The following is a 20162-nucleotide window of genomic DNA, read 5'->3' as shown; positions in this document are numbered from 1 at the left end:
CCCGGTGCCGCCGGTAGTACCGGTGCCGCCGTTCCCGCCGGCCCGGGGGCCAACGATCCGCGCTGGCGCGGCGGACCGGCCGTCGCCGTGAAGATCCTCGTCGCGGGCGGGTTCGGCGCGGGCAAGACGACGCTGGTCGGCTCGGTCAGCGAGATCCGCCCGCTGCGCACCGAGGAGGAGCTCAGCGAGCTGGGCCGCCCGGTGGACGACACCGCGGGTGTCGAGGCCAAGCGGACCACCACGGTGGCGATGGACTTCGGCCGGATCGACCTGCGGCCCGGGCTCGCTCTCTACCTGTTCGGCACCCCCGGCCAGGACCGGTTCTGGTTCGTCTGGGACGAGCTGGCGCGCGGCTCGCTCGGCGCGGTGGTGCTGGCCGACACCCGGCGGCTGGCGGACTGCTTCCCGTCGGTGGACTTCTTCGAGCAGCGCGGCATCCCCTTCGTGGTCGCGGTGAACTGCTTCGACGGTACCGAGGTGTTCTCCCCCGAGGAGGTCCGCGACGCGCTCGACCTCGACGCGGACATCCCGGTGCTGCTCTGCGACGCCCGGCGCCGCGAGGACGGCAAGGAGCTGCTGGTCACGCTGGTCGAGCACGCCGCCGTACGCCGCCGAGGGGCGTCGGCGGGAGCCTGAGCCGACCGCGCCGTCTCATTCGGCCGTCCGAATCCCGGACGTCCGGCGCATGGAAGGTTGCCTTGACCGGCGCGGCGTGGAAGGCTCAGTGGGCGAAAGCCGTCCGGCCCTGCCGCCGGGACGTACCGAGACCGTGGGGGAGGGCAGCACCGTGACCGTCGACCACCGGCGTGCCGTCACCGTGCCCACCCCCGTCACGCCGACGCTGACGATCCGCCGGTACATCGACCACGCGCTCATCTGCAGCGCCTGCTGTCGGTGACCGGTCAGCCCGCCCTCGGTCCGTCGACAGCCCGCCGGGTCGACCGGGCCATCCCTTCCCGACGTTCCTGACGTTCCGTCAACTCGTCGACCCGGCCGTACCGGACACCCCGTCCGGCGCGCCGCACCTGCCCCGGCCCGCTTCGCGGAGAGCACCAGTGAACCTCGCCTGCCCCAGCTCCAGCCCTGCCGCCGCTACCGTCCGCGTGACGGGGGCGACACTCCCGGTGCGCTGCAACGGTCCGTTCACATGGTTGAATACGTGCATGAACAACGTCGTGGACAGCAGCCGAGGTCACTCCGACCTCGAGCCGTTCTGGCCGTCCCGGCAGCCGCACCTGTTCGACCAGACGTGTCCGGGTTCGCCCAGCGCGTCCCGGCTCTCCGCCCGCTGACCTCAAATCAGCCCCCGGCAGTTCGCCCGGTCGACGCGCAGACGACTCCACCCCGTCCGTCACGCGCGAAATGAGCGGCACCATGTCTTCTTCCTCCACGGCCACCCTTCCCCTGCCCGCCGCGACCCCGCACCTGCGCGCGGTCCGCTCCCTCCCCCCGACCGCCGAACGATGGCACGGCGGGTCCGCCCCGCAGCGCCCGGCGGCCGTTCCCCAGCACCCCGGCGCCTCCGCGCACCCCGGTGCCTCGCAGCACCCGTCCGCCGTCCAGGCCCCGCAGACCGCCCCGGCTCCGCAGGCGCCGCAGGCCCTGCTCGCCGCGCTGCCGGAGGGGGCCACCGTCGTCGCCGCGCTCCCGCAGGGCGCGTTGCCGCAGGCTCTGCTCGCCCAGTACGGCGCGCAGTTCGGCACGCAGTTCGGCGGCGCGACCGGGCACCCGATGGTCGGGTACCTGGTGCTCGTGCCCGCGGAGAACCCGCTTGTGGCGGCCCCGGCCCCGGCCCCGGTCACGGCTCCCGCCGTCGTCCAGACTCCGCCCGTCGGGCCGACCGGAGCCGCGGCGGCCGCCGCCGTCTCCGGACCCGCCGCGGTCCGGCCGGTCCGGCCCGCCGGCCGGGGCATCGCCGTCGACGTGGAGCGCCGCAACGCCTATGTCGACGGACGGCTGCTCGATCTCACCTACCTCGAGTTCGAGCTGCTGGCCCACCTGACCGAGCACCCGCAGCGGGTGCACACCCGCGATCACCTGGTCTCCGCCGTCTGGGGCTACGGCCACGTCGGCGACGGCCGCACGGTGGACGTGCACGTGGCCCGGCTGCGCCGCAAGCTCGGATCGGCCTACCGGGACAGCATCGTGACGGTCCGTCGGGTCGGCTACAAGTACACCCCGGTGGCGTGAACCGCCGCTGAACCAGGCCGGGCGGGCCGCTCGTCCATCGCGGACGTCAGGCCCGCCCGGCCCCGTTGACGGCACGTCAGGGATATTCGCTCGACGGGCGGCCGGTCACGCCCGCTGGTCGGGCGGCAGCAGCAGGACGGCCAGTGCGCTCGCGCAGGTCCGCGCGTGCCCGAGGAACCAGTCCAGTCGGTCGTCCGTCAGGTGGGCCGGTGTCGAGCGCACGGCCAGGGCGAACCGGGCCTGCCCGGAGCGGTCCAGGACCGGGACGGCCGCGGTGCGCACCCCGGCGGCCGACTCGCCGTCGTTGAGTGCGAAGCCGGCTATTCGGACCTTCGCCAACTCCTCGGCCAGCCGCTCCGGTTCGGTGATGGTCCGGTCGGTGAACGGGTGCAGCGGGCCGAGCGCCGCCGCGCCCGCGTCCCCCGGGCGCGGCCAGGCGAGCAGCACCTTTCCGAGCGCGGTGGAGTGCAGCGGCCGGCGCAGCCCGAGCCCGGTGTCCGGGCGGACCGAGGCGCCGACCAGGATCACCGCGTGCGACCCGCTGCGGATCGCCAGGTCCGCGGTGGCGCCGGTGCGCTTGGCGAGCAGGTCCAGTTCCGGCGCGGCCAGGTGCAGTCCCCGCTGGTGGAAGCTGAGTTGGCCGAGTTCGGCGACGGCCGGGCCGAGCCGGTACCGGGCGGTCTGCTCGTCCTGTTCCAGGAAGCCGGCGCTGACCAGCGTCCGGGCCAGCCGGTGCGCGGTGGAGACCGACAGGCCCATCCGGCGGGCCAGGTCCGAGGCGCTCAGGTCGGGGCCGTTGTCGTGGAAACAGTGCAGCAGCCCGAGGGCCCGCTGGACGGCCTGCGCACCGGCCGGCGGGCTCTGGACGGCGGTGGCGGCCTCGGCCATGGCACCTCGCGTTCTGTCCGACGCTCCGGCTGGTTCACCGAAGTCACTTCCAGACTATGGCAGCCAGTGCTTCGGGATTGTGTCGGCGGCGTTGCAATGGAATGGCGTTCATGAACAAGTGATCCCACCATGTGGCAAAGGCTTGCTTCGTGCTCCCTTGCCGTGGAACGCTCGGCACATCGCCACCGAGCAGGACCGAGCAAGGCCGAGTGGTGTCGAGCAACACCGAACAGCACCAAGCAGTACCGGGCAGTACCGAACAGCACCAAGCATTACCGAGCAGGACCACAGGAACCACCGAACCCGCAGGAAGGAGCAGCGCCGTGACGACCCACCGGTGCCCCGCCCCCTGCGCCTGTTGTCGCTGACGCCTCCCCGCGCCTCCCGTACTCCCTGAAGCTCCACGCCCTGTGCCGCGCCCAGCCGCGCCCGCGCACTCCCCGTTGCAGAGGAACCCCACCACCGTGCCCAGTCACGCCCCCAGCGCCCAGGCGACCTCCGAAGCCGCCCCGGACACCCTCTGGTTCACTCGCTGCCCCGTCCCCACCGCCACCGGCATCGCCGCCGACCAGGGGTGGCTCGCCAAGGAGTTCGCCGCCGACGGCATCACCGTCCGCTCGCTCCAGGACGCGCCGCCGGAGGTGGCCGCCGACCACCACTACACCCACGCCCTCACCGGCCTGTTCCGCGAGGGCGGCAACGTCCCGGCGCTCTGGGCCCGTTCGCGCGGTGAGCAGACCCGGCTGATCGGCCTCACCTGGATCGAGGAACGCCAGGTCGTCCTGGTCCGGGCCGGCAGCGGCATCACCACTCCCGGGCAGTTGCGCGGTCTGCGCCTGGCCGTCCCACGTCATGGGATCGGTATCGATTTCTGGCGGGCGATGGCCCTGGCCGGGCTGCACGGCGCCCTCTCGCTCGCCGGACTCACCCTGGACGACGCCGAGTTGGTCGATGTGCCGGCCGCCCCCGGAGGTGGCCAGTGGGCCGCCGAACTCGCCGCGCTGCGTGACGGTGTGGTGGACGCGGTCTACGTCAAGGGTGCGCTCGCCGTCGAGGCCGCCCGCCGGTTCGGCGCCGAGGTCGCCGTCGAGCTGGACACCGCGCTGGACCGCCGCACCCGGGTGAACAACGGCACGCCCCGCCCGGTGACCGTCCACCAGCGTCTGCTGGACGACCACCCCGACCTGGTGGTCCGGTTCCTCGCCGTCCTGCTGGACGCCGCCGACTGGGCCGTCGACAACCCCGCCGAGGTGGTCCGGATCCTCCAGGCCGAGACCGGCGCCGGAGCCGAGGGCGTCACCGGGGCGTACGCGGCGGGCAGCCACCGCGCCCTGCATCTCGACCTCTCCGAGGAGCGCCTCGGTCTGCTGGAGCAGCAGGAGCGCTTCCTGCGCGGCCAGGGCTTCCTCGACGCGGCCGTCGACATCCGTGCCTGGACCGACCCCGAGCCGCTGCGTGCGGCCCGCGAGCTGCTCGACCGTCGTCGCGCGGCTGTGCGCGACTGACGGACGGCAGGGAACAGAAAACAGAAAACAGGAAACAGATGACGGATAACAGATTTCGTTTTCTGTTACCTGTTTTCCGTTACCCGTCACCTGTCGCCCGCCCGCCCGCCCGCTCGCCGCCCGCCCACCCCTCCGCCACCGCCCGTCATCAGCAGCCCCCGACCAGCTGCCGATCCATCAGGAGTTGACCCGTGAAGACCCCCCGCCTCGCCCTCGCTGCCACCGCGCTGCTCGCCACCACCGCCCTGGCCGCCTGCGGCTCGTCCGCCGACGGGGTCAAGGCCTCCGCCGACGGCGGGGGCAAGGCCGAGGTGGTCCTGCGACTGCCCGACCCGGGCAACAACGGCTTCCTCGCCCTCGGCAAGAAGGACGGCTCGCTGGACCGGGCCCTGGCCGCCGTCCACGCCAAGGTCTCCTGGACCGGCAGCGCCGGCCCGTTCGCCCCCGCCGCCCAGGCGCTCTCCGCCGACCAGCTGGACGTCGCGCTGGGCTCGATCACCTCGGCCGTCGCCGCGCTCGCCCAGAAGCCCGGCTTCAAGCTGTTCGCCCAGACCGCCCCCGACGGCGTCGGCGAGGGGATCCTGGTGAAGAACGACTCGCCCATCAAGTCCGTCCAGGACCTGGTCGGCCGGAAGGTCGCCGTCTCCCAGGGCGGCACCAGCGAGTACCTGCTGCTCAAGGCGCTGGAGAAGAACAACATCCCGGCCGACAAGGTCGAGCGCGTCTACCTGCGCGCCGACCAGACCTCGGGCGTCTTCAACTCCGGCCAGGTGGACGCCTGGGCCACCTGGAACACCTTCTCCACCCCGTCGATCGCCAACTCCGGCGCGCACTTCCTGGTCAACGGCAAGGAGGTGGGCTCCGACAACTACGCGGTCTGGGCGGTGCGCAACGGCTTCGCCGAGAAGCACCCCGACGTGGTCAAGGCCTTCTACACCTACCTGCACGAGAACGGCCTCAAGGAGAAGGCCGACCCGGCCGCCTACCTCAACGTCTTCACCGACTCCGGACCGACCGCCGTCACCCCGGCCGAGAAGGACATCGCGGTCAACATCGGCAAGCAGGGCGCAACCGCCGACGTGATCGCCGACGCCGACATCGCCCGCTTCGGCACCGTCGCCCAGTTCTTCGCCGACCAGAAGGTCACCAAGCAGCCGGTCGACGTCAAGCCGTACCTGATCGACATCAGCAAGATCGCGGACGGTGCCAAGTGAGCCCTGCCCCCTCGACAGCGGCAACACCAGCGGCAACACCGGCCGCAACGACACCGGCAGAGGCGGCACCGGTGGCCGCCGGTGGCCACACCCCCGCCGACACCGCGGCCGCCCTCGAAGCCGGCCTGGTCGTCCCCCGGACCAGGCTGCCCGCGCCCCGCCCGCGCGCCCTCGCCGTGATCCTGCGTACCATCGGCCCGCTCGCCCTGCTCGGCGGCTGGGCCCTGGCCTCCGCCACCGGCGTGCTCACCCAGGACGTGCTCGCCTCGCCCGCCCAGGTCGCCGAGGCGGTCGGCGAGCTCTGGGGCAACGGCCAGCTCACCGACGCCCTCGCGGTCTCGCTCACCCGGGCCGGCCTCGGCCTGGTCTTCGGAGCCGCCACCGGTCTGGTGCTGGGCGTGGTCACCGGGTTCTTCCGGCTCGGCGACGAACTGTTGGACTCCGCCGTCCAGGTCCTGCGGACCGTGCCCTTCCTCGCCCTGGTGCCGCTCTTCATGGTCTGGTTCGGCATCACCGAGACGGCGAAGATCGCCCTGATCGGTGTCGCCACCAGCTTCCCGATGTACGTCTCCACCTCCGGCGGCGTCCGCAACACCGACCGCAAGCTGATCGAGGCGATGCGCAGCTTCGGCCTCGGCCGCTGGGCGATCGTCCGTACGGTCGTGCTGCCCGGCGCGCTGCCCTCGCTGCTCTCCGGCCTGCGGCTGTCCATGACGCTCAGTGTGATCGCGCTGATCGCCGCCGAGGAGATCAACTCCACCGAGGGCATCGGCTATCTGATGGCCCAGGCGCAGAACTACTCCCGCACCGACATCCTCGCCGTCTGCATCCTGATCTACGGACTCCTCGGCCTCACCGCCGACGGCATCGTCCGTGTGCTGGAACGGTTCCTGATGCCCTGGCGCAAGGCCACCCAAGGAGCAGGCCGATGACCACCGTCGCGTCCCCCGCCGTGCACATCCGCGGTCTGCGCCGGGTGTTCGGTACCCGGGCCGTCCTCGACGGCGTCGATCTGTCCATCGCGCGCGGGGAGTTCGTCGCGCTGCTCGGTGCCAGCGGTACCGGCAAGACCACCCTGCTGCGGATCCTGGGAGCCCTGGACAAGGCCGACGGCGGCACCGTCCTCGTTCCGCCGGTGCGCACCGTGGTCTTCCAGGAGCCCAGGCTCGTGCCCTCCAAGCGGGTGCTCGCCAATGTCACCGTCGGCCTGCCACGTGGCGCGGCCACCCGGGAGACCGGCCTCACCGCGCTGGCCGAGGTCGGCCTGGAGAAGCACGCCGACGCCTGGCCCGCCACCCTCTCCGGTGGCGAGGCACAGCGGGCGGCGCTGGCCCGGGCGCTCGTCCGCGAGCCCCAACTGCTCTTGCTGGACGAGCCGTTCGCCGCCCTGGACGCGCTCACCCGGCTGCGGATGCAGGACCTCGTCGGCGACCTGGTCCGCCGCCACCGCCCAGCCGTCCTGCTGGTCACCCACGATGTGGAGGAGGCCGTCCGGCTGGCCGACCGGGTCGCCGTCCTGCGCGACGGCAACCTCGTCCGCGATGAGCGGGTCACCGTCGACCGCCCCCGCGACCCGGCCGACCCGGCCTTCGCCGAACTGCGCCGACAACTGCTCGCGGACCTCGGCGTCCACTGATCCGACCCGCCCCGAACCACCCTGACCCTTCCGGCAATCCCGCCCAGCAACCCCGCTCAGCACCAATGGAGTTGATCCCCATGGCCATCACCCTCGGCGTCCACGCCAGCAACCCCTCGCTCTACTACCTCTCCCGCCTGGACTACCTGAACGAGGAACTGGCCCCGCTCGGCGAGACCGGTGTGTTCCACCGCTACGCGGACGGCACCCGCACCGGCGAACTGCTCGCCGACGGCACCATCGACTTCGGCGGCACCGGCTCCACTCCGCCGGTCACCGCCCAGGCCGCCGGGTACGACCTGGTGTACGCGGCGGTCTCCGCGCCCCGCCCCGACCACGGCGCGCTGCTGGTGCGTGCCGACGGTCCGGTGCGGGCCGTCGCCGACCTCAGGGGCGGCACCGTCGTCCTCGGCATCGGTTCCTGGCAGACCCACCTGCTCGCCAAGGCGCTGCACGCCGAGGGCCTCTCCTACGCCGACGACATCACCCCGGTCCGCCCGGCCGCCGGGGAGGACCCGGCGCAGCGGCTGCGTGACGGCGAGATCGCCGGCTGGATCGCCCAGGGCGCCGAACTGGCCGCCGCCCGCCGGACCGGGGAGTTCCGCGAGCTGATCCGCACCGGGGACTTCATCACCGACCGCTCGGTCTTCTTCACCCGCCGGGACTTCGCCACCGACCGCCCCGAGGTGGTGGCCGCGATCGGCGCCGCGCTGCGCCGGGCCGACGCCTGGGTGGCCGCCAACCTGGCCGAGGCCGCCGCGATCGCCGCCGACGACCTCGGTGGCACCGCCGAGGACTGGCAGAGTGCGCTGGCCGTCCTGCCGTGGCGGCTGGAGCCCGCCACGACCGCCTTCGTGGCCGAGCAGCAGGAGGCCGCGGACATCTTCCACGGGGTCGGCTTCATCGGCCGCGCGCTGACCGTCGCCGACGCCCATCTGCCCGCGCTGGAGGCCCCGGTGGCCGCCGCACTGGCCAAGGCGGTCTGAGTCGTGGCCTCCGAATTCCTCTGGTACATCATCCCGCGCGAGGGCCACTACCCGTGGGAGCCGGCCGGGCGCCGCCCGACGGACCTCCGCTACCTCCAGCAACTCGCGGGCAGTGTGGAGCGGTTGGGCTACACGGGCGCCCTGCTCGCCACCGACCTCTACGACGTGTGGGACCTCGGCAACGCGCTGGCCGCCGCCACCACCCCGGCGTTCAAGCCGTTGCTGGCGATCCACCCCGGGCTGGTCTCGCCCACCCTGCTGGCCAAGATGGCGCTCAGCTTCGACCATCTGCACGGCAGCCGGCTGCGGTTCAACGTGGTCAACGGCTCCACCGCGCAGCTGCGCGAGTACGGCCTGGACGTCGAGCACGACGACCGCTACCGGCTCAGCGCCGAGTACTGGTCGATCGTCAAGCGCCTCACCTCGGGCGAAGTCTTCGACCACAAGGGCGAGTTCTACAACCTGAAGAACGCCGGCGCGAGCCTGCGCGAGCTCACCCCGGTCCAGCCGGGCGGCATCCCGCTCTGGTTCGGCGGCAGTTCGGCGGCCGGCATCGAGATGGCCGCCGAGCACGTGGACGTCTACCTCACCTGGGGCGAGCCGCCGCACCTGCTCAAGGAGAAGCTGGACCTGGTCCGCGAACGCGCCGCCGCGTACGGGCGCACCCTGCGGATCGGGCTGCGGCTGCACCTGATCGTCCGCGACACCGAGGACGAGGCCTGGGCCGCCGCGGACCGGCTGCTCGACGTCACCAGCGAGGCCACCTACGCGCGCCAGCTCGGCGGTGCCAAGGGGGAGGACGGGGTCGGCTGGCAGCGCCAGTTCCGCCAGCACGGCGGCAAGGTCCCGGCCCGCGCCCGGGAGCTGGAGAGCTACCCGAACCTCTGGCCGGGGATGAGCCTGTTCCGCCCCGGTCCCGGTACGGCGGTGGTCGGCTCGACGGCCCAGGTGATCGAACGCCTCCAGGAGTTCGAGTCGCTGGGCGTGGACACCTTCATACTCTCCGGCAACCCGCTGCTCGAAGAGGCCCACCGGGTGGCCGAGACGGTGCTACCGGCGCTGGGCGTCACCCGCCGGTAGCGCACCGGTCAGCAGGGTGAACGGCGCCGGCCAGGTCACGCGGCGCGGCCCGAACGCCCCACCCGGGGGCGCCGGGGCCGCGCCGCGCGCCGTCCTCAGCGGCTCAGCCGGTCGATCTCCGCCAGCTCCTCGGCCGTCAGCGGACCGCCGTTCAGCGCGTCGATGTTCTGGTCCAGCTGGGCGACGGAGCTGGCGCCGATGATCACCGACACCACCCGCTCGTCGCGCAGCACCCAGGAGAGCGCCAGCTGCGCGAGCGTCTGCCCGCGCCGCTCGGCCACCTTGTTCAGCGCCCGCAGCTGCTCCAGCTTCGGGCCGGTCAGCGCCTCCTTGTTCAGGAAGTGCCCGACCGACATCCGCGATCCGGCCGGCACCTCGCCCGAGAGGTAACGGTCTGTCAGCAGCCCCTGGGCGAGCGGGGAGTAGGAGATCAGGCTGGTCCCGGTCTCGCCGACCGCGTCCAGCACGCCCTCCTCCACGGAGCGGTTGAGAATCGAGTACGCCGACTGGTTCATCAGCACCGGCGTGCCCAGCTCCCGCAGGATCTCCACCGCCTTCCGGTGCTGCTCCGCCGGGTAGTTGGAGATGCCCGCGTACAGCGCCTTGCCCGCGCGCACCGCCGAGTCCAGCGCGCCCATCGTCTCCTCCAGCGGAGTGTCCGGGTCGTAGCGGTGCGAGTAGAAGATGTCGACGTAGTCCAGGCCCATCCGGCCCAGCGACTGGTCCAGGCTGGCCAGCAGGTACTTGCGGCTGCCGCCGTCCCCGTACGGGCCGGGCCACATGTCCCAGCCGGCCTTGGTGGCGATGAACAGCTCGTCCCGGTACGGACGGAAGTCCTGCGCGAACAGGTAGCCGAAGTTGCGTTCGGCGCTGCCGTACGGCGGGCCGTAGTTGTTCGCCAGGTCGAAGTGGGTGATGCCGCGGTCGAAGGCGCGGCGCAGCACCGCCCGCTGCACCTCCAGCGGCTGGGCGTCACCGAAGTTGTGCCACAGGCCCAGTGAGACGGCGGGCAGCTGTACGCCGCTGCGGCCGGCCCGGCGGTAGGTCATCGAGGCATAGCGGTCATCCGCCGCGAGGTAGGTCATGCCGGACATCCTGCCAGCCCCGGCCCTCCGATCAAGCTCTTGCCCCGTTCCTGAGCGGTGCATATGCTCGCGGTGGATCGTGTGTGTGCGAGGCGAGGGAGAGTCGGTATGTCCGTGTACGCCGCACCCCTGCGCTGTTGTCGTCCCCGCAGCACCTCGCGCTGACGCCGCCACCGAGCCGATTCCGCGCGATCCCTCCCCGGTGCCGCCCCCGGGTGAGCGCGGCCGTGTCCGGAGTGCTCAGCCCGGGCCGCCGCGCCGTCCTCGCCGAACTCCCACCGAGTGCCCCACAAGGAGACCGCCATGCGGTTCACCGTCTCGTCCCTCGTCGCCAACGGCCCCGACCCCGTCACCGGTGTGCGGCGCACCCCGAACGAGAAGCTGCACAACGTCATCGACCAGGCCGTCACCGCCGAGGAACTCGGCTACGACGGCTACGGGGTGGGGGAGCGGCACGGCGAGCCGTTCCTCTCCCCGGCGCCGCCCGTGCTGCTCAGCGCCATCGCCGCCCGCACCTCGACGATCCGGCTGTTCACCACCGTGACGGTGCTGAGCATCCTGGACCCGGTCCGGGTCGCCGAGGACTACGCCCTGCTCGACCAACTCTCCGGCGGCCGACTCGAACTGATCATCGGCAAGGGCAACGACCCGCGCCACTTCGACCTGTTCGGCCTGCCCGAGGAACGGCAGTGGGACGCGCTGGCCGAGAACTACGCTCTGCTGCGCCGGCTCTGGCGCGAGGAGAAGGTGACCTGGGAGGGCGGCACCCGGCCGCCGCTCAAGGACGCGACCATCTCGCCGCGCCCGTTCCAGGACCCGATCCCGGTCTGGCACGGCAGTGCCACCAGCACCCAGTCCACCGACCTGGCGGCCCGCTACGGGGACCCGCTGTTCTCCGCCAACTCCTTCCACCCGCTGGCCAAGTACAAGGCCCTGGTGGACCACTACCGCGAGCGCTGGGAGCACTACGGCCGTGACCCGAAGGGCGCCCGGGTCGGCACCAGTTTCGGCGGCCTGTTCATCGCCAGGCGCTCGCAGGACGCCGTCGAGGGCTTCCGCCCGTACTGGGACGCGCTGTTCAACTCGGCGGCCGGCAAGCACAACAACTCGCCGTTCGAGTCGCTGGAGGACGCGCTGGAGCGCGGCTCGGCGCTGGTCGGCAGCCCGCAGCAGGTGATCGAGAAGATCCACCGCTACCACGAGGCCTTCGGCAACGAGGTCGTCGGGATCGGCGTGGACTCGCTCACCGAGGACGTCCAGCACGAGCAGCTGGAGCTGTTCGCGAGCGAGGTCGCCCCGGTGATCCGGCGGGAGCTGCCCTGACGGCCCCTCGGGGGTGACGTACACCTCACCCGGACCGCGGGGCCCGGGGGAATGCCGCCCGCCGTTCCGGGGGACGACGATCACAGGGAGGGCCGTGGACCGCCGGGGGGCGGCCCACGGCCCTCGGCAGGTCTGTCGGGATCTGTCGGGATCTGTCGGGGTGTGTCGGGTCGTGCCCGGCCGGGCCGTTCCCGGTGCACCCCTGGCGTTCTGTACCTACTGGTATGTACAGTGATCGGTATGGCAACCCAGGACCGTCTCATCGAGAGCACCCAGGAACTCCTCTGGGAGCGCGGCTACGTCGGCACCAGCCCCAAGGCCATCCAGCAGCGCGCGGGCGTCGGCCAGGGCAGCATGTACCACCACTTCGACGGCAAACCCGATCTGGCCGCCGCCGCCCTGCGCCGCAGCGCCGAGCAGCTGCGCGCCGTCGCCGAGGCCGACCTGGCCGGGCCCGGCACCGCCTACGACCGCATCGCGGCCTATCTGCACCGCGAACGCGACGTGCTGCGCGGCTGCCGGATCGGCCGGATGGCCCAGGACCCGGAGGTGATCGCCGACCCGCGGCTGCGCGCGCCCGTCGAGGAGACCTTCGACTGGCTGCGCGGCCGGCTGGCCGAACTGGTGGCCGAGGGGCAGACCGCCGGCGAGCTGATCCCCGGTGCCGACCCGGCCGACACCGCCGCCGCGGTGGTCGCCGTCGTGCAGGGCGGCTACGTCCTCGCCCGCGCGGCCGGCTCCGCCGAACCGTTCGAGCAGGCCGTCCGGGGCGCCCTCGGCCTGCTCGCCGCCCACCGCTCCCGCTGAGGCCCGGTCCCCGCGCCGCACCGCCCGCCGCCCTGCCCCGCCCCGTCCCGCCCGGCCGTTCCGGAGGTACCGCCCGTGCACGCCATGCAGTACGAGATCACCCTCCCCGCCGACTACGACATGGGGATCATCCGGAAGCGGGTCGCCGACAAGGGCCACCTGCTCGACGACTACCCCGGCCTCGGCCTCAAGGCGTACCTGGTGCGCGAGCGCGGCCGACACGGGGCCGCCTCCCGGCCGGAGACCGGAGGAGGCTCACCGGTCAACCAGTACGCGCCGTTCTACCTCTGGCGCACCCCCGAGGGGATGAACAGCTTCCTCTGGGGCCCGGGCTTCCGGGGCGTGAGCGCCGACTTCGGCCGCCCGGCCGTCCGGCACTGGCTCGGAGCCGGACTGCGCCGGGGCACCGCGACAGGGAGCCCGGCCGCCGCCACCCGCCGTATCGAACGGCTCCCGGAGGGCGCGGACCCGGCCGAGGCGGTCGAGCGGGCCCTTGCCGGGCTGCCCGACCACCCCGGCCTGCACACGGCCGCCGTCGCCGTCGACCCGGCCCGCTGGGAGCTGCTGCGGATCGCGCTCTGGCACGGCGACGCACCCGAGGACGAGCCCGGCGTCCACTACCGCGTACTGCACCTCTGCCGCCCCGAACTCGACCGGCTGCCCGCCGGCCGCCACTGGTGAAAGGACCGCCCGACCCGATGGAACCCGCCGACCTCACCCCCGCCCCGCTCGACCGCGCCGCCGGCTACGCGCTGCTCAACGACCTCGCCGGACCGCAGACCCAGGCCGACACCCTGCGCGGCCTGGACGAGGTGGCACCCGGCTTCCCCGACTGGATCGTCACCAGCCTGTTCGGCGGCACCTACCAGCGGCCCGGCCTCTCCCCGCGCGACCGCCAGGTCGCCAACCTGGCCGCGCTCACCGCCCTCGGTGGCGTCGAGCCGCAGCTCGCCGACCACGTCCGCAACAGCCTGCGGATCGGCCTCACCCGGGAGGAGATCACCGAGGTGCTGGTCCACCTCGCGCCCTACGTCGGCGTCCCCAAGGCGCTCGCGGGCCTGCGGGCCGCGACCGCGGCCTTCGCCGGGTACGCCGCCGCGGCCGAGGACACCACCGACCCGGATGCCGCGTGACCGCCACCGTCCGGACGGTGCTCGGCGACCTCGATCCGGCCGAACTCGGCGTCTGCGACTCCCACGACCACCTCTTCCTCCGCAGCCCCCGGCTGCCCGGCGAGGAACTGGACGACCAGGGGGCCGCCGCCGAGGTGCTGCGCGCCTTCGCGGCGGCCGGCGGCCGGGCGCTCGTCCAGTGGACCCCGCACGGCATGGGCCGGGGCGGCGCCGCGCTCGCCGGGCTGTCGCGCGGCGCCGGCGTCCACCTCGTCGCGGCCACCGGTCTGCACCAGGCCGTCCACTACGACCCGGACGGGCTCGCCGACCTGTACGACGGACTGGCCGGGCTGTTCACCGCCGAGCTGACCACCGGCCTGCGCGGGGCGCCGGCCGGCACCAGGGCCGGACTGATCAAGGTGGCCGGCGACTACCACGGCCTCGGCGAGCACACCCGCCGGGTGATGGCGGCCGCCGCCGAGGCGCACCACGCCACCGGCGCGCCGATCGCGGTCCACCACGAACTCGGCACCGCCGCGCCCGACGTCCTGGACCTGCTCTGCGGTCGGTACGGCGTCCCGCCCCGGCGGATCGTCCTCGGCCACCTCAACCGGCTCCCCGACCTCCGGCTGCACCGGCACCTCGCCGCCTCCGGCGCCTACCTCGCGCTGGACGGCCCCTCCCGCGCCCACCACGCCACCGACCACCACCTGTTCGACACCATCGCCGCCCTCGCCGAGGCCGGCCACGCCGCCCAGCTGCTCCTCGGCGGCGACACCACCACCCGTGGCGCCCGCCACAGCCCCGGCCCGACCCACCTCCTGACCGCGCTCGCACCCCGCCTCGCCCGCGAGTTCGGCCCCGCCCTCCCGCATCAGCTCCTCACCGCCAACCCCGCCCGCGCCTTCGCCGCCGAGTGGGCCGCGCCCTGACGGACCGGCCCGTTCGTTCCTCGTGATCCGGCGGGCCGGGTCCGCGCCCGCGACCACCGGCGCGCCCTCGGCGACCCGCGCCCCCGTCCCGCTCCTGTCGCCTCCGTCACCCCGCATACCCGCTGGTCGGCGGGTCCGCGGCAGCCTCCCGGACCGCTAGGGTGGTTGATCGCGCCTCGGCGGGGGCTTCCGCGACGAGCGGGGGAACCGGGGCGGCCGTCCTGGATGTCCTAGGGGTTGTCCGTCGGACAGGCCCTAGGGGCGGGGACGGGGAGTTCGAGGCGTGGGAGCAAGTAGGACATGGGTCTGACGAGCCACAAGGTGCTGGCGCTGACCGTATTGATCGCCGTCGTGATGATGGCGGGCACCGTCTGGCTGTGGCCGAGACTGGCGAAGCGGAGCTGGCAGGCGGTGCTCGGCCGGATCGGCACGCTGCTCGCCACCCAGCTCACCGTGCTCGCCGCGCTGGGCCTGGTGGCGAACAACTACTTCGCCTTCTACAGCAGCTGGGACGACCTGCTCGGCACCGGCGACAACGGCCCGGTCGTCATCCAGAACAAGGTGGACGCCTCCGGCCGGCTGCGGGTGGAGACCATCGGGCACGCGGAGGTCCAGGGCGGCGGGGCGCTCGGCCGCGACCCCGGAAAGTCCGGGGAGATCCGCGAGGTCCGGATCGACGGGGCCACCACCCGGCTCTCCACCGAGGGGTACGTCTACCTGCCGCCGCAGTACTTCCAGCCGGAGTACGCGCAGAAGCAGTTCCCGGCGGTGATCGTCAGCACCGGCTTCCCCGGCATCGCCAAGAACCTGGTGACCCGCCTCAACTACCCGGGCGCGGCGCTGAAGCTGCTCCAGGAGGGGAAGATGCAGCCGACCGTGATGGTGCTGATGCGCCCCTCGCCCGCGCTGCCGCAGGACACCGAGTGCGAGGACATCCCCGGTGGCGCACAGTCCGAGACGTACTTCACCAAGGACGTCCCGTCCGCGATCCAGGCGTCGTTCCGGGTCTCCGCCGACCCGCAGGCGTGGGGCTTCATGGGCAACTCGACCGGTGGCTACTGCGCGCTCAAGCTGGCCATGCGCCACCCGGAGGTCTTCCCGACCGCCGTCTCGCTCTCCGGTTACTACCAGGCGGCCGACGACCCGACCACCGGTGACCTCTTCAAGGGCAGCGAGCAGCGCCGCAACGAGGCGGACCTGATCTGGCGACTGAAGAACCTGCCCCAGCCCAAGGCGTCCGTGCTGCTGGCCGGCACCAAGGAGGGCGACGGTGAATACCGGCGCGACACCGAGCAGTTCGTGGCCGCCGTGCACAGCCCGATGAAGGTGTCGTACAGCATGCTGCAGACCGGCGGCCACAACTTCGAGACCTGGGGCAAGCTGCTGCCGTCCTCGCTGGAGTGGCTCTCCCAGCACCTCCGGGTGCCCGGCCAGCCGGTCTGAGCCCCCGGCCGCCCTGCCGGCCCCTGACGGTCCCTGACAGCCCCGGCCGGTTCCGGCGGGGCGTCGGGGCCGGGGCCGGGGCTTCGGCTCAAGGCCTGCTCAGGCCACCGGCTCCAGCGTCCCGGTGTGCAGCTCGCCGACCCGGCCACCCTCGCCCTCGTACGTCCAGAAGGCGCGCACCGTCAGCCTGGCGAGGTCCATCACATGGCTGACGGTGATGCCGCTCTGCTCGGTCCAGCTGACGAAGTACAGCTCCGGCCCGACCTCGGCGACGTGCAGTGTCACGTCCTCCCACTGGCCCGCCGACTCGCCGAGGCCCTCCCAGCGCAGCCGCTTGCCGTCGGCCGAGTAGGCGTTGCGGAAGGCCGCACCGTTGTCGACCTGGAAGAGATAGGTACGGCCGGCGAAGGCGGGCAGGGGCGCGGTCATGGTTGGGCGTGTCCTCGTCTCTTGTGCGGAGCGGTACGGATGGACCTCCAACTTATCCGACCCGGCGACCTTTCCCGGCGTACTCGGGGACACCCGCCACGGCACCGGTCCCACGGCACCGGTCCCCACGGCGCGGATCACCACGGCACGGGGATCGCCATGGCCCCGGGGCGCCGAAGCCCGGGGACGCCACGGCGCGAAGCGCCACGACGGCCGCCCGCCGGGTGTGCGACCGGCACATGGGCGCTCCGGCGGGCCGACCGTACCGTGCAGGCTCCGGCCCACCGGGACGTGGGCCCGACCAGGGAGCCGCCCATGAACCCCGCCAGAGATCCGCACGCCGCAAGCGGCATGAGCCCCGTCCGCGACGGCAGGGACTCCAGACGCCCGGCCGCCGCCCTCGCCGCCGTCCTGCTCACCCTGGCCGCCCTCCTGCTGGGCGCGCCGCCCCGGGCCTCGGCCGCCGCGCCGCTCACCCTGGAGGCGACCTACCCCTCACCCGGCAACGGCTGGGCCAAGGTCGAGCGCTATCTGGACACCACCGCCGGCTTCCACGCCGAGCAGTACCCGGCCGACGGCCGCGGCGACCAGGACGGCGCCCGTCTCACGTACTTCGGCGGCGTCCGCCAACCGTTCTCCGGCCGCTTCCTGCTCTACTCGGCGGCCGGCTGGGACACCGGCAGCCGCCAGACCCCCGTCCTGCTCGTCCACGGTGCCAACGACAACGCCGACCGCGCCTGGGCCAACCCCGGCGAGAGCGGCAGCTGCGGTGCGTCCGGCTGTCCGTCCACCGGCCTGGCCCAGTACCTCGCCTCGACCGGCCACCGCGTCTTCGCGATCAACTTCGCCCACAAGAACGGCGACAACCTGATGCAGGCGCAGGCCGTCGGCGACGCCGTCGCGCTGATCCGGGCCCGGCTCGGCGTCCCCCAGGTGGACGTGGTCGCGTGGAGCAAGGGCGAGGTCGCGGCCCGCGCGTACGTCTCCTCGGTGCGCCCCTCCTGGGGCCGGGCATACGCGGGGGACGTCCGCCGCCTGGTCACGCTCGGCGGTCCGAACGGCGGCCTCGACTACGTGTACGCCCACGGCTGGGCCTTCTCGCTCGCGACCTGGCCGGCCTGCGGCGGCAGCGCCAACGCGCCGTCCCCGCACCTCTTCATGACCTGCTACGGCACGTACACCTCGCAGCCCTGCCTCGGCGTGCTGCCCAGCGGCGGCCACGACTGCTACCCGGGGCAGCGGCAGCTGCTCGCCCGCTGGGACGGCACCTACGGGGTGGACGGCACCGCCCAGGACTGGTGGACGACGTACTACGGCGGCCAGGGCTTCTACACCTCGGGCCAGGGCATCCAGGCGGCCATCGACGCCGGTTCGCTGATCGGACCGCTCCAGCGGGCCGGGGTCCCGGCCGCCGTCCGCGGCTACCTGCTCGCGGGCGGCTCGGCCGACATCCCGGGCGTCCTCAACGAGAACCGGGGGCCCAGCGACGGCATCGTCTTCACCGCGAGCGCGCTGGACACCACCGGGATCGGTACGGTCGGCGGCACCCGGCTGCTCGCCGGGCTCAACCACCTGGAACTGGCCTGGGCGCCGGAGTCGCTGAGCCAGGTGGACGCCTGGCTCGACTGACCGGCCCCGGAGCCCTGTTGACCGGCCGCCTGCGCCGGCGGCCCGGACGCGACAACGCCCGGGCCGCCGCCGTCACCGGCTCGCCGTCAGCCGGTCCGCGTCAGCGGATCTCCGTCAGCGGATCTCCGTCTCGACGACGGGGATCGCGAACGGCTGCTTGTCGTTCGACGTGTTCCGGTCGTCGTCGCCGCGCACCGAGACCCAGCCCCCGAGCAGCGTTCCGGGGGCCGGGACGGTGCGCGCCAGCCGGACCGGGATCAGCGCCGTCGCGCTCCGCAGCGCGGGCAGGCCGGCCGGGAAGGTGCAGTGCACCCGGTGGCCGTCCTGGAACGGGGCGCAGTTCTCCGGGAAGTACGGGCCCTCCGGCGTCACGCCCGCCGGCAGGGTGACCACCACCGTGAACGGCGAGGCGGTGCGGTCGGGGCCGCGGTTGCCGACGACGGCGTGCACCGTGGTGGTGCCACCGGGTGCGGCGGGGTCCGGGTCCAGCCCGATGACCTCCAGATCGGAGTCGGAGGCCGTCGCGGCCGTGGCGCCGGGCCCGGTCGACGGTGCGGCCGTGGCCGGCCATTGCAGACCGGCCCAGGCGGGCCCGGCCGTCAGTGCCGTCAGCGCACAACCCGCCGTTAGTGCACAACCCGCCGTCAGCGCGGAACCCACCGCGACAGCGCCGCGCACCGCGGCCCGCCGGCCCGACGATCCCGGGGCCGACGTTCCCGGGGCCGAACCCCCGTCCGATCCCTGAACCGAACCACGAACGGATCCTCTGCGGGACATCGCCGCTCACCCTGCCCTTGCGTTCCCGGTGCCCGCGCCGTCGCGGGCCGCGTCCGCAACAGCCTGGCCGACCGGCTCCCCGCCGCTGCCGCAACCCGCCCCCGGCCGCTCGAACGGGGGAAAACCCGCACCGGAAGTCGGCCGGCCCGACTTCCGGTGTTCACCGGCGGCCGGACCGGCGGATCGTCAGGGCGCGAGGACCTGTCCCAGCCGGGTCGCGATCCGGTGCATCACCGGCACCAGCGACGAGCTGCCGTCCTGCTCCTCCAGCGCCCGGATGCGCGCCTCCGGGCCGGAGACCGAGATCGCCGCAGGGGTCGGCGCGCCCGGCACCGCGAGCGCGATGCAGCGCACCCCGATCTCCTGCTCCTGGTCGTCCACCACATAGCCGCGCTCGCGCGCCTCGGCGAGCTGGGCCATCAGCTCCTGCGGGTCGGTCAGCGTGTACGAGGTGTGCGCGGGCAGCGGGTCGGGGCCGAGGACGGCGCGTGCCTCCTCCTCCGGCAGCTGCGCCAGCAGGGCCTTGCCGACGCCCGTGCAGTGCGGCTGCGCCCGTCGCCCGACCTCGGTGAACATCCGCATCGAGCGCCGCGACTGCACCTGCCCGACGTAGACCACCTCACCGCCCTCCAGCACGGCCAGGTTGGCCGTCTCGCCGGTGGCCTCCATCAGTTCGGCCAGGTAGGGGCGGGCCCAGCTGCCGAGCAGCCGGCCGGCCGTCTCGCCGAGCCGGATCAGCCGGGGGCCCAGGGTGTAGCGGCGCGTGGTGTCCTGGCGGACATAGCCCTGCTGGACGAGGGTACGAACCAGGCGGTGGATGGTCGGCATGGGCAGACCGGAGGAGGTGGAGAGCTCGCTGAGCGTCGCGATGCCCCCGGAGTCGGCCAGCGCCTCCAGCAGCTGGAAGGCGCGCTCGACGGACTGCACGCCGCCGCTCGCGCGGTCCGTGCCCGTCGTCGATGCGGTCTCGGGGGTGGCGACCACCGGCGTTCCCTTCACTGTGGGGGGAGGATCAGAGCCTCCGCGATCGCTTCAACAAACCGTTGAAATTCTGTATCGCGGAAACTAGTCTCCACCTTACAGAATCGGGCCCTCCGGCAGCCGGGTTCGGTTCGAGGCAGTTCCC

21 protein-coding genes are annotated in these 20162 nt (G+C 73.3%); 16 read left to right on the top strand and 5 right to left on the bottom strand.

The window, feature by feature from the left end; translation table 11 throughout:
* Positions 1–87 precede the first annotated feature (87 nt).
* The 3 genes from ACIP82_RS01145 to ACIP82_RS01135 all read left to right on the top strand — a co-directional run bounded on the left by ACIP82_RS01145 (position 88) and on the right by ACIP82_RS01135 (position 2190).
* Positions 88–636 carry an ATP/GTP-binding protein gene (locus tag ACIP82_RS01145; protein ID WP_363606392.1) on the top strand — a complete coding sequence of 183 codons (549 nt, stop codon included), beginning with the start codon at positions 88–90 and terminating at the stop codon, positions 634–636.
* Between the two features lie 527 nt (positions 637–1163).
* Positions 1164–1292 (top strand): hypothetical protein, encoded by a 129-nt coding sequence (locus tag ACIP82_RS01140; protein WP_363606393.1) that lies wholly within the window; start codon positions 1164–1166, stop codon positions 1290–1292.
* An 82-nt stretch (positions 1293–1374) separates the two neighbouring features.
* A complete protein-coding gene (locus ACIP82_RS01135; RefSeq protein ID WP_400649539.1) occupies positions 1375–2190 on the top strand; it encodes a winged helix-turn-helix domain-containing protein in 816 nt (271 codons plus the stop codon).
* A 105-nt stretch (positions 2191–2295) separates the two neighbouring features.
* On the opposite strand, the gene ACIP82_RS01130 is transcribed toward ACIP82_RS01135, so the two are convergent.
* Positions 2296–3078, bottom strand: coding sequence for an IclR family transcriptional regulator (locus ACIP82_RS01130; protein WP_363606395.1), 783 nt, complete (start codon positions 3076–3078; stop codon positions 2296–2298).
* Between the two features lie 464 nt (positions 3079–3542).
* Between ACIP82_RS01130 and ACIP82_RS01125 the strand changes: the two genes are divergently transcribed.
* The 6 genes from ACIP82_RS01125 to ACIP82_RS01100 all read left to right on the top strand — a co-directional run bounded on the left by ACIP82_RS01125 (position 3543) and on the right by ACIP82_RS01100 (position 9499).
* A complete protein-coding gene (locus ACIP82_RS01125; RefSeq protein WP_400649537.1) occupies positions 3543–4583 on the top strand; it encodes an ABC transporter substrate-binding protein in 1041 nt (346 codons plus the stop codon).
* A 191-nt stretch (positions 4584–4774) separates the two neighbouring features.
* Complete coding sequence (locus ACIP82_RS01120) at positions 4775–5797, top strand: NrtA/SsuA/CpmA family ABC transporter substrate-binding protein (RefSeq protein WP_400649535.1); 1023 nt, start codon at positions 4775–4777, stop codon at positions 5795–5797.
* 71 nt (positions 5798–5868) lie between these two features.
* Complete coding sequence (locus ACIP82_RS01115; protein WP_363606401.1) at positions 5869–6729, top strand: ABC transporter permease; 861 nt, start codon at positions 5869–5871, stop codon at positions 6727–6729.
* The gene (locus tag ACIP82_RS01110) at positions 6726–7433 is read left to right on the top strand and encodes an ABC transporter ATP-binding protein (RefSeq protein ID WP_363606403.1); all 708 of its coding nucleotides are present in this window, start codon (positions 6726–6728) and stop codon (positions 7431–7433) included. The genes ACIP82_RS01115 and ACIP82_RS01110 overlap by 4 nt, the downstream gene beginning before the upstream one ends.
* Before the next feature lie 80 nt (positions 7434–7513).
* Positions 7514–8419 carry an ABC transporter substrate-binding protein gene (locus tag ACIP82_RS01105; RefSeq protein WP_363606405.1) on the top strand — a complete coding sequence of 302 codons (906 nt, stop codon included), beginning with the start codon at positions 7514–7516 and terminating at the stop codon, positions 8417–8419.
* Between the two features lie 3 nt (positions 8420–8422).
* Positions 8423–9499 carry an LLM class flavin-dependent oxidoreductase gene (locus tag ACIP82_RS01100; RefSeq protein ID WP_363606406.1) on the top strand — a complete coding sequence of 359 codons (1077 nt, stop codon included), beginning with the start codon at positions 8423–8425 and terminating at the stop codon, positions 9497–9499.
* A gap of 95 nt (positions 9500–9594) precedes the next feature.
* Here the strand turns inward: ACIP82_RS01100 and ACIP82_RS01095 are convergent, their stop codons facing one another.
* A complete protein-coding gene (locus tag ACIP82_RS01095; RefSeq protein ID WP_363606408.1) occupies positions 9595–10584 on the bottom strand; it encodes an aldo/keto reductase in 990 nt (329 codons plus the stop codon).
* Positions 10585–10887: 303 nt separating this feature from the next.
* On the opposite strand from ACIP82_RS01095, the gene ACIP82_RS01090 reads away from it, so the two are divergent.
* The 6 genes from ACIP82_RS01090 to ACIP82_RS01065 all read left to right on the top strand — a co-directional run bounded on the left by ACIP82_RS01090 (position 10888) and on the right by ACIP82_RS01065 (position 16201).
* A complete protein-coding gene (locus tag ACIP82_RS01090; protein WP_400649531.1) occupies positions 10888–11907 on the top strand; it encodes an LLM class flavin-dependent oxidoreductase in 1020 nt (339 codons plus the stop codon).
* Between the two features lie 240 nt (positions 11908–12147).
* Positions 12148–12714: a TetR/AcrR family transcriptional regulator gene (locus ACIP82_RS01085; protein WP_363606411.1), complete on the top strand. Its 567-nt coding sequence runs from the start codon at positions 12148–12150 to the stop codon at positions 12712–12714.
* A 75-nt stretch (positions 12715–12789) separates the two neighbouring features.
* A complete protein-coding gene (locus ACIP82_RS01080) occupies positions 12790–13395 on the top strand; it encodes a DUF4865 family protein (RefSeq protein ID WP_400649528.1) in 606 nt (201 codons plus the stop codon).
* A gap of 17 nt (positions 13396–13412) precedes the next feature.
* Positions 13413–13847 (top strand): carboxymuconolactone decarboxylase family protein, encoded by a 435-nt coding sequence (locus ACIP82_RS01075; RefSeq protein ID WP_400649525.1) that lies wholly within the window; start codon positions 13413–13415, stop codon positions 13845–13847.
* Entirely contained in the window at positions 13844–14758 is a 915-nt protein-coding gene (locus ACIP82_RS01070; protein ID WP_400649522.1) for a phosphotriesterase, read from the top strand. Before ACIP82_RS01075 ends, ACIP82_RS01070 begins: the two co-directional genes overlap by 4 nt.
* A 300-nt stretch (positions 14759–15058) precedes the next feature.
* Positions 15059–16201, top strand: a complete 1143-nt coding sequence (locus tag ACIP82_RS01065) for an alpha/beta hydrolase-fold protein (protein WP_363606417.1) — start codon at positions 15059–15061, stop codon at positions 16199–16201.
* A 99-nt stretch (positions 16202–16300) separates the two neighbouring features.
* On the opposite strand, the gene ACIP82_RS01060 is transcribed toward ACIP82_RS01065, so the two are convergent.
* Positions 16301–16630 (bottom strand): MoaF-related domain-containing protein, encoded by a 330-nt coding sequence (locus ACIP82_RS01060; protein WP_363606418.1) that lies wholly within the window; start codon positions 16628–16630, stop codon positions 16301–16303.
* 315 nt (positions 16631–16945) lie between these two features.
* Between ACIP82_RS01060 and ACIP82_RS01055 the strand changes: the two genes are divergently transcribed.
* The gene (locus ACIP82_RS01055; RefSeq protein ID WP_363606419.1) at positions 16946–18259 is read left to right on the top strand and encodes a lipase; all 1314 of its coding nucleotides are present in this window, start codon (positions 16946–16948) and stop codon (positions 18257–18259) included.
* Between the two features lie 114 nt (positions 18260–18373).
* On the opposite strand, the gene ACIP82_RS01050 is transcribed toward ACIP82_RS01055, so the two are convergent.
* Positions 18374–18919 (bottom strand): hypothetical protein, encoded by a 546-nt coding sequence (locus ACIP82_RS01050; protein ID WP_400649519.1) that lies wholly within the window; start codon positions 18917–18919, stop codon positions 18374–18376.
* Positions 18920–19222: 303 nt separating this feature from the next.
* Positions 19223–20020, bottom strand: a complete 798-nt coding sequence (locus ACIP82_RS01045; protein WP_363606422.1) for an IclR family transcriptional regulator — start codon at positions 20018–20020, stop codon at positions 19223–19225.
* Positions 20021–20162: the final 142 nt, after the last annotated feature.

This window comes from Kitasatospora sp. NPDC088548 (assembly GCF_044753005.1).
Lineage (GTDB): Bacteria > Actinomycetota > Actinomycetes > Streptomycetales > Streptomycetaceae > Kitasatospora.
The sequence above is the reverse complement of the archived record's forward strand: the minus strand, read 5'-3'. Positions and strand labels throughout refer to the sequence as shown.

Excerpts from the sequence above, each read along its gene's own strand:
- ACIP82_RS01060 (WP_363606418.1), bottom strand. The coding sequence starts at position 16,630 with ATGACCGCGCCCCTGCCCGCCTTCGCCGGCCGTACCTATCTCTTCCAG.
- ACIP82_RS01090 (WP_400649531.1), top strand. The coding sequence starts at position 10,888 with ATGCGGTTCACCGTCTCGTCCCTCGTCGCCAACGGCCCCGACCCCGTC.
- ACIP82_RS01065 (WP_363606417.1), top strand. The coding sequence starts at position 15,059 with ATGGGTCTGACGAGCCACAAGGTGCTGGCGCTGACCGTATTGATCGCC.
- ACIP82_RS01075 (WP_400649525.1), top strand. The coding sequence starts at position 13,413 with ATGGAACCCGCCGACCTCACCCCCGCCCCGCTCGACCGCGCCGCCGGC.
- ACIP82_RS01135 (WP_400649539.1), top strand. The coding sequence starts at position 1,375 with ATGTCTTCTTCCTCCACGGCCACCCTTCCCCTGCCCGCCGCGACCCCG.
- ACIP82_RS01095 (WP_363606408.1), bottom strand. The coding sequence starts at position 10,584 with ATGACCTACCTCGCGGCGGATGACCGCTATGCCTCGATGACCTACCGC.
- ACIP82_RS01110 (WP_363606403.1), top strand. The coding sequence starts at position 6,726 with ATGACCACCGTCGCGTCCCCCGCCGTGCACATCCGCGGTCTGCGCCGG.
- ACIP82_RS01105 (WP_363606405.1), top strand. The coding sequence starts at position 7,514 with ATGGCCATCACCCTCGGCGTCCACGCCAGCAACCCCTCGCTCTACTAC.
- ACIP82_RS01130 (WP_363606395.1), bottom strand. The coding sequence starts at position 3,078 with ATGGCCGAGGCCGCCACCGCCGTCCAGAGCCCGCCGGCCGGTGCGCAG.
- ACIP82_RS01140 (WP_363606393.1), top strand. The coding sequence starts at position 1,164 with ATGAACAACGTCGTGGACAGCAGCCGAGGTCACTCCGACCTCGAGCCG.
- ACIP82_RS01055 (WP_363606419.1), top strand. The coding sequence starts at position 16,946 with ATGAACCCCGCCAGAGATCCGCACGCCGCAAGCGGCATGAGCCCCGTC.
- ACIP82_RS01085 (WP_363606411.1), top strand. The coding sequence starts at position 12,148 with ATGGCAACCCAGGACCGTCTCATCGAGAGCACCCAGGAACTCCTCTGG.